We start from the raw sequence: 13,294 nt of genomic DNA on the forward strand, positions 1-13,294 counted from the left end.
GGCACCGGGACAAGGACAAGACGTTCCCGGGACGCGACGAGCGCGCGTGTGAGGACGTCACGACGGAGGACGAAGATGAGCGACCGTGAGTCGATGCCCTATGACGTGGTGATCGTCGGTGCAGGCCCGGCAGGGCTGGCCGCGGCGATCCGGCTGAAGCAGCTTGCCGCCGAAAAGGGCAGCGACCTGTCGGTCTGTGTGCTGGAAAAGGGCTCCGAAGTCGGCGCGCATATCCTGTCGGGCGCGGTCGTCGATCCAAAGGCGCTCGACGAGCTGATCCCCGATTGGCGCGAGCGCGGCTGCCCGATGGCGGAAGTGCCGGTCAACGACAACCAGCACTGGATCCTGACCCGGACCAAGCAGTTCGGCATGCCGCACTTCGTCACGCCCCCCTTCATGCACAACAAGGGCACCTATACCGGCAGCCTGGGCAATCTGTGCCGCTGGCTGGCGGGGCAGGCGGAAGAGCTTGGCGTCGAGATATTCCCCGGTTTTGCGGCTGCGGAAGTGCTGTTCAACGCCGATGGCTCGGTCAAGGGCGTGGCGACGGGCGATATGGGCGTGGCGCGCGACGGCACGCACAAGCCGGATTACACGCCGGGCCTTGAGCTGCACGCCAAATACACCTTCTTCGGCGAAGGCGTGCGCGGGCACCTTTCGAAGGAACTGATCCGCAATTTCGACCTGGCCAAAGACAGCCAGCCGCAGGTCTATGGCCTGGGCATCAAGGAACTTTGGGACATCGATCCCGAAAATCACTTTCCCGGCCGCGTGATCCATACCCAGGGATGGCCGTTAACCGAGACCGAGGGCTCGAATGGCGGCGGCTTCCTCTATCACCAAGCCAATGGTCAGGTCGCGCTCGGCTTCGTCACCTGGCTCAACTATTCCAACCCCTATCTCTCGCCGTTCCAGGAAATGCAGCGCTGGAAGACACATCCGGCAATCGCGGCGATCCTGAAGGGTGGCAAGCGGGTTTCCTATGGCGCGCGTGCGATCAGCGATGGCGGATTCCAGGCAGTACCGAAGCTGGTCTTCCCTGGTGGTGCGTTGATCGGCGACAGCGCCGGTTTTCTTAACGTACCGCGCATCAAGGGCAGCCATACCGCGATGAAATCGGGCATGATGGCTGCCGAGGCGGCGTTCGACGCCGTGACGGCGGGTCGCGAACATGACGAACTGGGCGCTTATCCCGACGCGTATCAGACCAGCTGGGTGGCCAAGGAATTGTCCAAGGTCCGCAATGTATTGCCGCTGGTCGAGAAGTTCGGCGAGCTGATCGGGTCGGGTCTGGCCGGCATCACCATGTGGGCCGAGCATCTCGGCATAAAAATGCCCTTCACGATGAAGCACCACAAGGACAATGAGACGCTGTGGCGCAAGGACCTGGTCAAGCCGATCGCCTATCCCAAGCCTGATGGCGTGCTGACTTTCGATCGCCTTTCCTCGGTGTTCCTGTCGAACACCAATCACGAGGAGGATCAGCCGGTCCATCTGACGCTCAAGGATCCGGCCATCCCGGTCGAGTATGACCTGCCAATGTATGACGAGCCGGCGCAACGCTATTGCCCGGCGGGCGTTTACGAGATTGTGGGCGAAGAAACCGGCGATCCCAAATTCGTCATCAACGCCCAGAACTGCGTCCACTGCAAGACGTGCGACATCAAGGATCCGACCCAGAACATCAACTGGGTCGTCCCCGAAGGCGGCGGAGGGCCGAACTATCCGAACATGTAACCGCCTGTTGCTGCTGGGGTTCGCACTTGGTGCGACGGGCCCGGTGTTTGCCAATGTCGGGTCGACCGTCGATCTTACCGCTTATGCGCGCGCACGCGCTGCCGATGGCGATGGGCGCACGCAAATTGCGGTGGCGGGTTACGACAAGGCGCTGCTCCAGGCGCCGGACAGCGTCACCGTCGCGCGGCGCGCCTATCGTGAAGCGCTGGAGGCGGGCGACGATGCACTGATCGATCGGTCGCTGGCGGTCCTTCAGAAAAATGGCGAAGGGCCGCCCGACGCGGCATTGCTCGCGCTCGCCACGGCGATCAGGAAGAACGACCTTCCCGCCCAGAACGTGGCGCTGGATCGGATTGGCAAGGGACCGTTCGAATTTGCCCAGGCCTCGCTCCGGGCATGGGTGACCTTCGGCGCCGGAGGCGACGCGCTGGCCGGGCTCGATCCGGCAAAGGGCAAATCGATCGCGCGCCGCTTCAATACCGAAAATCGCGCGCTGCTGTTGATCGCGAGCGGGCGGATCGATGAAGGGGTGATCGCGCTGCAGGCGTTGCTGGGCACTGATCAGGCGAGCCTCGACTTGCGAGTCAACGCCGCGCAGTTGCTCGCGGGGGAGGGGCGCGGCGATCTCGCCCAGGCGCTGTTGCGCGGGGATGACCGGGTGATCGTCGCTTTCCGTTCGCGGCTCGGCAATGGCGTGAAGCCATCGGCCGGGTTCGGCCTGTCGCGCCTGCTGCTCAGGCTCGCCGCCGATCTAGCGGAAGGCGATCCGACGCCGATCTCGATCGCCCTGATCCGCGCCGCGCTGCGGGTCGAGCCGGACAATGACCGGGCGCGGTTGCTGCTCGCCGACGCCTTGTCGCGGAATGATGCCAGCGAAGGCGCGCTGCTGGTTCTGCAGGCGATCGGCCCCGACAGCCCGTTTCACGCCGTCGCGCTCGACGCACGCATTACGGTGCTCAACCGCGCCGGCGATTCGGCGAGAGCACTGCTTGCGGCAACGGCGCTATCGGCTGCGCCCGGCGCAGACAGCGAGGATGCAACGCGGCTCGGCGGCCTGTTCCTCACTGCGCGGCGCTATAATGACGCGGCCAAGGCCTTCGCGCTGTCGATCAAGCGCGTCGGCAATGAGGTAACCTGGGCGCATTATCTTCAACTCGGCAGTGCGCTCGATCAGGCGAAACGTTGGCCGGAAGCACGCAAGGCGCTGGAAAAGGCTGTAGCGCTGGCGCCAGACGAACCGCTGGCGCTCAATTATCTTGGCTATGCCCGGATCGAGCGCGGTGAAAAGATCGCGGAATCGCGTGCGATGCTTGAACGCGCCAGCAGTCTCGCTCCCAACGACGCGTCCGTCACCGATTCGCTTGCCTGGGCCTATTTTCGCACTGGCGACGCGCCCCGCGCCCTGCCGCTGCTCGAACGCGCCGCGCGAGCGGAACCCGCCAATGGCGATATCGCCGAGCATCTCGGCGATGCCTATTGGGCCGTAGGCCGCCGCTACGAGGCGCGCTATTCCTGGCGCGCCGCGGCGATTGTCGCCAACCCCGGCGACACCGCGCGGCTCGCTGCCAAGATCGCTTCCGGCCCGGTCGAGGGCACCCAGCGCCCGTGATCATCGAAAAGGCGCCGGCCAAGATCAATCTCGCGCTCCACGTGCGTGCGCGCCGCGCCGACGGCTATCATGAGATCGAGACGCTGTTCGCGTTCCTGACGGATGGGGACGAAGTGCGGCTGACGCAGGGATCTTCAGGGTTCGATATCGATGGCCCGTTTGCAGCCGATCTGGCGGCGGACGGCGATAATCTGGTGATGCTCGCCGTAAAGATATTCGCGCAGAAGTTTGATTTACCGAGTGAAATATCAATAGTGCTGCAAAAGAATCTGCCCATCGCTTCGGGTATCGGGGGCGGGTCGGCGGATGCTGCTGCAACGTTGCGCGCCCTCGCCAGACTCCACGACGTTCCGCTCGACGATCGCCGGCTGATCGCCTGCGCAGAGACGCTTGGCTCAGACGTACCGGCTTGTCTGCTCGGCCGGAGCGCGATCGGTACGGGCAGGGGAGAGCAACTCAAGCCGCTGGCCGGCCTGTCGGGAACACCCGTGTTGCTGGTCAATCCCAGGGTTGCCGTGTCGACCGCCACGGTGTTCAGCGCCTGGGACGGGGGTGATCGCGGCCCGATCGGCAATGGGCCCTTGCTCGATCGCGCGCGCAGCGGCCGAAACGATCTCGAAGCACCGGCCCGTGTTGCCGCGCCGGTAATCGGGGAGGTGCTCGACCAACTGGCGCAGTATGCCGATCCGATGCTGGTCCGCATGTCCGGATCCGGAGCGACCTGCTTCGCGCTCTACGAAACAGACCGGGATCGGGGTATTGCCATGGCCGCGATCCGCGCCAGCCGACCCGGCTGGTGGTGTCTCGAATCGACACTCGCATGACACTATTCCGTCCCAGATCGGCACAGAATCAAGCTCGTCTCCACGCTCGCCCTTCTTACGACGCATCTGGCACCGCTCTTGCTCCGTACCGGTCGAACGGATCCGTCGCCCTGCGTGCCGCGTCCGCTGATGGTCCACGGTCCCCCCGCGCGCCATCTGACCGGAAGAGCGGTGGGCTGCGTCCTGCCGCTCTTCTCGTCTCCATATGAGCACCCCGACCCTTATCGACGGCAAGAGCGGCGGCATCCTGCTGATCTGCGATCATGCGTCCAACGCCGTGCCGCAGGGCATCGATCTCAGCATCGACCCGGCGTTGCTCGACAAGCATATTGCGATCGATATCGGCGCGGAACCGCTGACCCGAACCCTTGCCGCGCAGCTCGGCGCGCCCGCAATCCTTGCGACCGTATCGCGCCTGGTCATCGATCTCCACCGCCAGCCCGATCATCCGTCACTGATCCCGGCGATCAGCGATGGGCATGTGATCCCGGGCAATGCCGACGCCGATCGCGCGGCGCGCATCGTACAGTTTCACGCACCCTATCATCGCGCACTCGCCCAACTGGTCCGGCGACATCAGCCGGTATTGCTCGCCTCGATCCACAGTTTCACGCCCGAGCTCGAGCATGGCGGGGCAGGGCGCCGTCCGTGGGAAGCGGGCATTCTCTACAATCGCGATACCCGCGCTGCGCATCTCGCCGTCGAGCTGTTGCGCGCAGCGGGCATCCCGACCGGCGACAATGAGCCCTATTCCGGCCGCATTCTCAACGCGACTCTCAACCGGCACGGCGAGGCCAATGGCATCGCCAGTCTGGCAATCGAAGTCCGCAATGACGAGATCGCCCATGCCGCGGGCGTCGCGCGCTGGGGCGAAATTCTTGGCTCGACGCTCGAAACCATACGCAATAGACTTGCGTCAAAGGCCTCTCCCGCGACATAGGCTGTCGCATGACCCGCATATTCGACAAGTCTCGCCTGCCGAGCCGCCATGTTTCCGTCGGCCCTGAACGCGCGCCCCACCGCAGCTATTACTACGCCATGGGCATCTCCGAAGAGGATATCGCCCGGCCGTTCGTCGGGCTCGCGAGCGCCGGGAACAATTCCGCGCCGTGTAACACCACGCTCGATGCCCAGGCCGACGCGGCACAAGCCGGTGTTATCGCAGGCGGTGGCATGCCGCGCCGGTTCAACACCATCACCGTCACCGACGGAATCGCGATGGGTCATCAGGGAATGAAATCCTCGCTGGTCAGCCGCGAGGTGATCGCCGATTCGGTCGAACTCAGCGTGCGCGGCCATTGCTATGACGCGCTGGTCGGTTTTGCCGGCTGCGACAAATCGCTTCCCGGCATGATGATGGCGATGCTGCGCCTCAATGTGCCGAGCATCTTCGTCTATGGCGGATCGATCCTGCCCGGCAGCTATCACGGCAAGGACGTCACCGTGGTCGATGTGTTCGAGGCGGTCGGCCAGTATGCGGCCGGCGGATGCCCGTTGCAGGAACTGATCGAACTCGAAAAGGTCGCTTGCCCCGGGCACGGCGCGTGCGGTGGTCAGTTCACCGCCAATACCATGGCTTGTGTCGGCGAAGCGATCGGCCTGTCGCTGCCCAATTCCAACATGATGCCGGCGCCCTATCGCGGCCGTGACGAGATTGCGCGCGCGGCTGGCGATCAGGTCATGGCGCTGCTTGAGGCGAATATCCGCCCGCGCGACATCTGCACCCGCGAGGCGTTCATCAATGCCGCCCGCGTCGTCGCGGCAACCGGCGGCTCGACCAACGGCGCGCTGCATCTTCCCGCCATGGCCAATGAGGCGGGGATCGAGTTCGATCTGTTCGACGTTGCAGAGGCTTTTAAATCAACGCCTTATATCGCTGACCTGAAACCGGGCGGAAAGTATGTCGCCAAGGACATGTACGAGGCGGGCGGCGTCTATATGCTGATGAAGACGATGCTCGAGGGCGGGTTCCTGGACGGCAATTGCCTGACCGTGACCGGCAAGACGCTGGGCGAGAATATCGACCAGGTTACCTGGAACCCCGACCAGAAGGTCATTTATGACGTCAAGACGCCGATCACCGCGACCGGCGGTGTGGTCGGCCTGCGCGGCAGCCTCGCACCCGATGGCGCGATCGTGAAGGTCGCGGGCATGCACCGCCTGCAGTTCAGCGGCCCCGCGCGGGTGTTCGATTGTGAGGAGGATTGTTTCGCGGCGGTCGAGGCGCGCGAAATCGTCGAGGGCTGCGTCATCGTGATCCGCTATGAGGGCCCCAAGGGCGGCCCCGGCATGCGCGAGATGCTGTCGACCACTGCCGCACTTTATGGTCTTGGCCTTGGCGAGAAGGTCGCCCTGATCACCGATGGCCGTTTTTCGGGCGCGACGCGCGGATTCTGCATCGGCCATGTCGGGCCGGAAGCGGCCGATGGCGGGCCGATCGCGCTGGTGGAGGACGGCGATATCATCAGCATCGACGCGGCAGTGGGAACGATCGACCTGGATGTCGCGGATGATGTGCTTGCTGAGCGACGGGCCCGTTGGCAGCCTCGAGTGAACGACTACCAGTCCGGTGCGCTGTGGCGCTATGCGGCAACGGTCGGTCCGGCCTATAAGGGGGCGGTCACGCACCCGGGAGCCAGTGCCGAACGTCATGTCTATGCGGATATCTAGCGAAAGCCTGCTTCTTCTCCCAGTCGCACTGAGTGTTGCCGCGCTGAGCCTGGCCGCCTGCGGCGAGACCAAGACCGACCATTCCACTCTTGCCAAGGTCGAGGCCGAACAGCGCGCCGCGATCGAGGACAAGGGGGAGCTGGTCTGTGCCCAGGGCGGTTCACGCGATTTCGCGCGCGTCTGCACCGTCGATCGTGAGACTACGGCCGATGGACTGATCCTGACCGTGCGCCATCCCGACGGTGCCTTCCACCGTCTGCTGGTGACCAAGGACGGGCGCGGAGTGATCGCGGCCGACGGGGCTGAACAGGCCGAGGTCACCGTGCTGGCCGACAACAAGATCGAGGTGGCGCTGGGCGGGGATCGCTATCGTCTGCCGGCCACCGTACGCGGACCCGCTGCCGCGAAGCCATGACGCCACTTTCCGGTAAACCTGTAGTAACTGCAGCGAAAATGCGCGCGGCGGAAGAGGCGGCGATTGCCGACGGAACCTCCGTCGACATTCTGATGGCCCGCGCCGGAACCGAGGTCGCTCAGACAATCAGGCGGCTCGCATCGGGCAGCGAAGTGCTGATCCTGTGCGGTCCCGGAAATAATGGCGGCGACGGCTATGTCGCGGCCGCGGCGTTGCGGGCCTGGAGCCTGCCGGTGCGCGTCGCTGCGCTCGCGCCGCCGGCGACCGACGCGGCCCGCAATGCCTGTGCGGGCTGGTCCGGGCCAGTCGAGACGCTGGCCGAAACGAAATCCGCACCGATCCTGGTCGATGCCCTGTTCGGCACCGGCCTGTCGCGTGCGCTCGACCCGGCGATCGTCGCCGCACTGCGGCGGCTGAACGCTCGTGCCCGCTTGTCGATCGCGGTCGATCTGCCGAGCGGCGTGGATACCGACCGCGGCGTGGCGCTTGGCGATATTCCCGCCGCTGACGTCACGCTGGCGCTTGGGGCGCCGAAACCCGCTCATCTGCTTTACCCAGCCGCCGGTCTGTGCGGTGCGATACGCGTGCTCGATATCGGCGTGCCGGCGTCCAGTGACGTCATGGTGCTGGCCGCACCGGATCTGCCGATGCCGGGTCCGGACTCGCATAAATATTCGCGCGGCATGGTCGCGGTCGTCGGTGGCGACATGCCGGGAGCCGCCGAACTGTCCGCTATCGCGGCGCTCCGGGCGGGTGCCGGCTATGTTCTGTTGCTCGCCGAGCATGGCGCCCTGCAACCCCATGCCATCGTGCGCAAGGCGTTCACGCCGGATGCGTTGACCGACAAGCGCATCGGCGCGTTGATTATCGGGCCCGGCCTCGGACGCGGCGACGAGGCACGCGCTCGCCTCGATCAGGCTCTGGCGTCAGCCGTTCCCCTGGTGATCGACGGCGATGCGCTTCACCTGCTCGACACCGCGCGTCTCGATGTCGTTCGAAACCGCGCCGTTCCCGTCATCATGACGCCACATGCGGGCGAGTTCGATGCGCTGTTCGGGAAGGGCGAGGAGAGCAAGATCGACCGCGCTCGTGCTGCTGCCTTGCGATCGGGTGCGACGATCATCTTCAAGGGCGCCGATACCGTCATCGCATCGCCGCAAGGGGCGGTTCGCGTTGCGCAATCCGCCAATGCCTGGCTGTCGACCGCCGGCACCGGCGACGTTCTGGCCGGAGCGGTCGGCGCTTTCCTGTCGGGGAATGCAAACATTGCTTTCGATGCCGCCTGTGCCGGCGTATGGGCGCATGCCCGCGCCGCCCGGCGGCTGCGTGGCGCCTTTATTGCCGATGATCTTGCAGACGCCCTGACGGCCGTCAGGAGCAGACTATGACCGATACCATCGTCCGCGTCGCCGCCCGAGGCGACGGCATCACTGCCGATGGTCGTCATGCCGCACTCGCAGCGCCGGGCGATCAGCTCACGATCAGCGGTGACGTCATTCCGGGCCCGCATCATCAGGCGCCGCCATGCCGCCACTTTCCGCGTTGCGGCGGCTGCCAGCTCCAGCATCTCGATGACTCCAGCTACAGCGACTTCATCACTGACCGCATCGTCGGCGCACTGGCAGCACACAGCCTGGAAACGGACATCCGCACGCCGTTATTGTCGCCGCCGTTCAGCCGCCGCCGTGCCGTACTGCAGGCCGAGATGAAGGGCGGCCGCATCCAGATCGGCTTCAGCGAGAATGCCAGCCATGTCCTGGTCGATATCGAGGAGTGCCATATCCTCACCCCGGCACTGTTCGCGGTGATCGCGCCGCTGCGACCGCTGCTCGCCAAATTCCTCAGGAAGAACCGCCGAGCGCGCTTGCATCTGACCGAGGCCGACCAAGGTATCGACCTGCTGATCGAAGGGATTGAGCCGGAAGGGCTCGCAGCGGCCGAAGCGATCAGCGACTTCTGCGCCCGGCACAATGTCGCACGCTTCGCGATCGACAGCGGCCTTGGCCCCGAGGTGCGCTGGGAACCTGAGCCAGTCACCATCTCCCTGAGCGGGGTGCCGGTCGCATTGCCAACCGGCGCCTTTCTGCAGGCGACGCGGGAGGGGGAGGCGGCGCTGATCGCGGCCGTTCGGGAGGCAATCGGGGAAGCGACGACGACTGCCGATCTGTTCGCCGGCCTCGGCACCTTCACCTTCGCGCTGCCCGGCCGCGTTTATGCCGGAGAAGCGGCACGCGACGCGATCGGCTCGCTCAAATCGGCCGCAGCGCTGGCCCGTCGCCAGATCTTTGCCGATCATCGCGACCTGTTCAGGCGCCCGTTGACCGTCGCAGAACTGGATCGGTTCCAGGCGATCATCCTTGATCCGCCTCGTGCCGGAGCCCGTGAACAGGCATTGCTGATGGCCGATTCCCGCCCCCCCGTGATCGCCTATGTTTCATGCAATCCCAGTAGCTTTGCACGCGATTCGGAGATGCTGTGCAAAGGCGGATATACGCTCGACTGGATCCAGCCGGTCGGTCAGTTCCGCTGGTCGACCCATGTCGAACTGGCGGCGCGGTTCAGTCGCTAGCTTGGCAGGCAGTCGAAGGGAGCCGTTCTTCGCCAAGCTCAGCACGAGCGGGAAAAGGTGATTCCACTCAAGTCGATAAGACCCCAGAGGCTTATCTCTGAGGGATCCAGATGTTTTCGACATTGAGAAAGAGCGTGCCGGTACAAGCCCGGCAAGCAATGAGATGCCTGACCCCAAGTGATGGTTGAATCGCTGCCGGCAACGGACCTCCGGGCGGGGCGACGGGAGATATGGGACACCGGAAGTGTCGGATATTTCTGGGGCTATCGCGTCGGCGGGATATCTGCCCCCAAAATCCCGCTTATCTCAGACCGTCCTTGTAAGAGGCTGGAGATATGGGACACCAGTCTGTCGCATATGTCGGGCCACCGTCCGGCCAAAGAGACCGAATAATATCATTATATATCAGATATTTAAATACAAAAAATAAGACACTGGAGCCTGACATCACCCCAAGCGATCTCCATTCAGGGTGAGCGATGGCGGTGGCCCGGTCAGGGATAGTCCGCCCGGAGAAAGAACAACCCGTCGGGCGGTGCATTGAGCCCAAGTGCCGCCCGGTCCCGGGCCTCCAGCGCGGCACTCATATCGTTCGCGGACCATTTCCGCTGACCGACCAGCGCCAGGCACCCGACCATCGAGCGCACCTGATGATGCAGGAAGGACCGTGCCGATGCCCGTACCAGGATCCGCTCGCCCTCGCGCACCACATCGAGCCGGTCGAGCGTGCGCACCGGGCTGTCGGCCTGGCAATGCGCGGAGCGGAAGGTGGTGAAGTCATGGCGTCCCACCAGCCGCGCTGCGCCCTCGGCCATGGCGTCGGCATCAAGGTCGATCGGTACCCGCCAGGCCAGCCCGCGTTCGACGGTCAGCGGCGCCCGGCGTGTGACGATGCGATACTCATAATGCCGCGCCAGGCAGGTGAAGCGCGCATGCCAGTCGTCCGGCACGATCTCGCATGCCAGAATCGCCACCGGATCGGGCCGCAGCTTCGCGTTGAGTGCTTCCATCAGCCGGAACGGGGTGATCGGCCGCATGACGTCGACATGCGCGCGCATGCCCAACCCATGGACTCCGGCATCGGTGCGTCCCGCCGCGTGCACCGCCACCGTCTCGCCGGTAATCGCCAGCGCCGCCGCCTCGATGGCTGCCTGGACGCTTGGTCCGTGGCTTTGACGTTGCCAGCCCATGAAGGGCCGGCCATCGAATTCGACGGTCAGCGCAAAGCGTGTCACGTCAGAACCGTTCCGGCCGGAACCGAAAAGCCGCGCAGCAACTCGACTGACGTCATGACGCCACGCCCGGCGCGCTGGACCTGAACCGGCACCAGTACGCCATCCGCGCAGCCAATCTCCAGCGAGTCACCAATGACCAGCCCGGGCTGAGCCGAGCCGGGTTTTGCCACGGCTTCGAGAATTCGAATGCGTTCGCCCGCGACTTCGAAAAAGGCACCCGGTACCGGGTTGAAGGCGCGAATCTGGCGCTCGACCTCGATCGCGCTGCGGGTGAAATCGATCCGGGCCTCGGCCTTGTCGATCTTGGCAGCATAGGTGACGCCATCGTCCGGCTGTGGTTCGGCCGGATAGGCATTCAGATCGGCAAGTGCCTTCACCATCAGCCGCGCACCCATTGCGCTCAGTTCATCGGTCAGTTCGCCGGCGGTCCTGGCGTCAATGGCGGTCGCCTCGCGCAGCAGGACCGGCCCGGTGTCGAGACCTGCCTCCATCTGCATGATGCAGACGCCCGTCTCGTCATCGCCGGCGAGGATCGCACGCTGGATCGGCGCGGCACCACGCCATCTCGGCAGGAGCGACGCATGGACGTTCAGGCAACCGCGGCGGGGCGCGTCGAGCACCGCACGCGGCAGGATCAATCCATAAGCCGCGACAACCGCGATATCGGCCCCGAAACCTGAGAATTCCGCCTGCGCCTCCGCATCGCGCAACGAGATCGGCGTCCGCACCGTCAGCCCCAGCGTCTCGGCACGCGCCTGAACCGGGGAGGGAGTCAGCGCCTTGCCGCGCCCCGCACGGCGCGGCGGCTGGCTATAGACCGCCGCGACATCGTGGCCGGCGTCGACCAGCGCCTGCAATATCGGCACCGAGAATTCGGGCGTGCCCATGAAGATGATCCGCATGTCTATGCTCTGGCCGCTTGCCGGAGGGCAGCGCAACCCCCTATCTGTTCCAAATGGCATCTCCCGAGATCGAAGCCCTGACACAGGCTCTGGCGCGGCTCCCCGGCCTGGGGCCGCGTTCGGCACGGCGCGCGGTGCTGCACTTGCTCAAGAAGCGCGAAACCGCGCTCGGGCCGTTGCTCAATGCTTTGAACGCAGTCGAGGAAAACCTCGCAACCTGCTCGAATTGCGGTAATATCGATACAACTAACCCGTGCGGAATTTGTACCGACCCGCGCCGCGATTCGCGCGCGTTGTGCGTGGTCGAGGAGGTTGCCGATCTCTGGGCACTTGACCGCTCGCGCCTGTTTCCCGGACGCTTCCATGTCCTTGGCGGCAGGCTTTCGGCCTTGGAAGGCATTCGGCCGGAGGATCTGACGATCGATTCGCTGGTGCGCCGGATCGAAGCCGGCGGCACTGACGAGGTGGTGCTGGCGATGAACGCAACGCTCGAGGGGCAGACCACCGCGCATTATATCGCCGAGCGAATCGAGCGCTTCCCGATCCGCGTGACTCAGCTCGCTCATGGCCTGCCGGTGGGTGGCGAACTCGACTATCTCGACGAAGGCACGCTGGCGCAGGCGTTGCGGGCGCGACGACCGGTCGCTTGACGTCAGGCCCGCTCTTTCCTAGCTCGCGGCAATGGCAATATTGGAAATCCTCGAAGTCCCGCATCCCGGCCTGCGCGCCGTAGCGAAGCCCGTCGCCGCTGTGGACGATTCAATCCGCGCGATCGTCTCCGACATGTTCGACACGATGTATGATGCGCGTGGCATCGGCCTAGCCGCGACTCAGGTCGCGATCGAGCAGCGCATCGTCGTGATCGATCTGCAGGAGCCGGAAAGCGACGAGAAGGACGCCAAGCCGGTCCGGGTACCGCATGTCTTCATCAATCCGGAGATCGTGTCGGTCAGCGACGAAATCGCTTCCTATACTGAGGGCTGCCTCTCGATTCCCGAGCAATATGCCGAGGTCGAGCGCCCCGCGCGCTGCACGATCAAATGGCTCGATGGCGACGGCAAGGCGCATGGGCAGGAATTTGACGGCCTGATGGCGACCGCGATCCAGCATGAGATCGACCATCTCAACGGCGTGCTGTTCATCGACCATATCTCGCGGCTGAAGCGCGACATGGTACTGAAGAAGCTGGCCAAGGCGCGCAAGGCGGCCTGAGGGTATCTGGCCTTCTCCCCTGGGGGAGAAGCGGTGGTTCCGATCGAGTCAGGTAAACTCTTTTCCGTCATACCCGCGAAAGCGGGTATCCCGCTGCTTTGTCCCGCACTGAGAAGAAGCG

12 protein-coding genes are annotated in these 13,294 nt (G+C 64.8%); 10 read left to right on the forward strand and 2 right to left on the reverse strand.

The features are described 5' to 3' along the window. Positions 1 to 75 precede the first annotated feature (75 nt). The 8 genes from H3Z74_RS08730 (at position 76) to H3Z74_RS08765 (ending at position 9,824) form a co-directional block, all read left to right on the forward strand. The gene (locus H3Z74_RS08730; protein ID WP_187763501.1) at positions 76 to 1,737 is read left to right on the forward strand and encodes an electron transfer flavoprotein-ubiquinone oxidoreductase; all 1,662 of its coding nucleotides are present in this window, start codon (positions 76 to 78) and stop codon (positions 1,735 to 1,737) included. A gap of 7 nt (positions 1,738 to 1,744) precedes the next feature. After that, entirely contained in the window at positions 1,745 to 3,346 is a 1,602-nt protein-coding gene (locus H3Z74_RS08735) for a tetratricopeptide repeat protein (protein ID WP_229726983.1), read from the forward strand. Next, on the forward strand, positions 3,343 to 4,170 hold the full coding sequence (locus H3Z74_RS08740) for a 4-(cytidine 5'-diphospho)-2-C-methyl-D-erythritol kinase (protein ID WP_187763502.1): 828 nt from the start codon (positions 3,343 to 3,345) through the stop codon (positions 4,168 to 4,170). Before H3Z74_RS08735 ends, H3Z74_RS08740 begins: the two co-directional genes overlap by 4 nt. Positions 4,171 to 4,375: 205 nt before the next feature. Continuing rightward, positions 4,376 to 5,110: an N-formylglutamate amidohydrolase gene (locus tag H3Z74_RS08745; RefSeq protein ID WP_187763503.1), complete on the forward strand. Its 735-nt coding sequence runs from the start codon at positions 4,376 to 4,378 to the stop codon at positions 5,108 to 5,110. Between the two features lie 8 nt (positions 5,111 to 5,118). Next, positions 5,119 to 6,840 (forward strand): dihydroxy-acid dehydratase, encoded by a 1,722-nt coding sequence (ilvD, locus tag H3Z74_RS08750; protein WP_187763504.1) that lies wholly within the window; start codon positions 5,119 to 5,121, stop codon positions 6,838 to 6,840. After that, the gene (locus H3Z74_RS08755; RefSeq protein WP_187763505.1) at positions 6,827 to 7,255 is read left to right on the forward strand and encodes a hypothetical protein; all 429 of its coding nucleotides are present in this window, start codon (positions 6,827 to 6,829) and stop codon (positions 7,253 to 7,255) included. The genes ilvD and H3Z74_RS08755 overlap by 14 nt, the downstream gene beginning before the upstream one ends. Positions 7,256 to 7,293: 38 nt before the next feature. Next, a complete protein-coding gene (locus H3Z74_RS08760) occupies positions 7,294 to 8,643 on the forward strand; it encodes an NAD(P)H-hydrate dehydratase (RefSeq protein ID WP_326838809.1) in 1,350 nt (449 codons plus the stop codon). Continuing rightward, entirely contained in the window at positions 8,640 to 9,824 is a 1,185-nt protein-coding gene (locus tag H3Z74_RS08765; RefSeq protein ID WP_187763507.1) for a class I SAM-dependent RNA methyltransferase, read from the forward strand. The genes H3Z74_RS08760 and H3Z74_RS08765 overlap by 4 nt, the downstream gene beginning before the upstream one ends. A 494-nt stretch (positions 9,825 to 10,318) precedes the next feature. Here H3Z74_RS08765 and truA read toward each other — a convergent pair whose 3' ends face one another. Then, a complete protein-coding gene (truA, locus tag H3Z74_RS08770; protein ID WP_187763508.1) occupies positions 10,319 to 11,059 on the reverse strand; it encodes a tRNA pseudouridine(38-40) synthase TruA in 741 nt (246 codons plus the stop codon). Beyond that, a complete protein-coding gene (gene fmt, locus H3Z74_RS08775; RefSeq protein ID WP_187763509.1) occupies positions 11,056 to 11,961 on the reverse strand; it encodes a methionyl-tRNA formyltransferase in 906 nt (301 codons plus the stop codon). The genes truA and fmt overlap by 4 nt, the downstream gene beginning before the upstream one ends. Before the next feature lie 53 nt (positions 11,962 to 12,014). On the opposite strand from fmt, the gene recR reads away from it, so the two are divergent. Next, positions 12,015 to 12,611 carry a recombination mediator RecR gene (recR, locus tag H3Z74_RS08780; RefSeq protein ID WP_187763510.1) on the forward strand — a complete coding sequence of 199 codons (597 nt, stop codon included), beginning with the start codon at positions 12,015 to 12,017 and terminating at the stop codon, positions 12,609 to 12,611. 31 nt (positions 12,612 to 12,642) lie between these two features. Continuing rightward, positions 12,643 to 13,173, forward strand: a complete 531-nt coding sequence (def, locus tag H3Z74_RS08785; protein WP_187763511.1) for a peptide deformylase — start codon at positions 12,643 to 12,645, stop codon at positions 13,171 to 13,173. Positions 13,174 to 13,294: the final 121 nt, after the last annotated feature.

The organism is Sphingomonas alpina (genome assembly GCF_014490665.1).
Classification (GTDB): Bacteria; Pseudomonadota; Alphaproteobacteria; order Sphingomonadales; family Sphingomonadaceae; genus Sphingomonas; species Sphingomonas alpina.

Excerpts from the sequence above, each read along its gene's own strand:
- def (WP_187763511.1), top strand. The coding sequence starts at position 12,643 with ATGGCAATATTGGAAATCCTCGAAGTCCCGCATCCCGGCCTGCGCGCC.
- fmt (WP_187763509.1), bottom strand. The coding sequence starts at position 11,961 with ATGCGGATCATCTTCATGGGCACGCCCGAATTCTCGGTGCCGATATTG.
- H3Z74_RS08755 (WP_187763505.1), top strand. The coding sequence starts at position 6,827 with ATGCGGATATCTAGCGAAAGCCTGCTTCTTCTCCCAGTCGCACTGAGT.
- H3Z74_RS08745 (WP_187763503.1), top strand. The coding sequence starts at position 4,376 with ATGAGCACCCCGACCCTTATCGACGGCAAGAGCGGCGGCATCCTGCTG.
- recR (WP_187763510.1), top strand. The coding sequence starts at position 12,015 with ATGGCATCTCCCGAGATCGAAGCCCTGACACAGGCTCTGGCGCGGCTC.
- ilvD (WP_187763504.1), top strand. The coding sequence starts at position 5,119 with ATGACCCGCATATTCGACAAGTCTCGCCTGCCGAGCCGCCATGTTTCC.
- H3Z74_RS08730 (WP_187763501.1), top strand. The coding sequence starts at position 76 with ATGAGCGACCGTGAGTCGATGCCCTATGACGTGGTGATCGTCGGTGCA.
- H3Z74_RS08765 (WP_187763507.1), top strand. The coding sequence starts at position 8,640 with ATGACCGATACCATCGTCCGCGTCGCCGCCCGAGGCGACGGCATCACT.
- H3Z74_RS08760 (WP_326838809.1), top strand. The coding sequence starts at position 7,294 with ATGCGCGCGGCGGAAGAGGCGGCGATTGCCGACGGAACCTCCGTCGAC.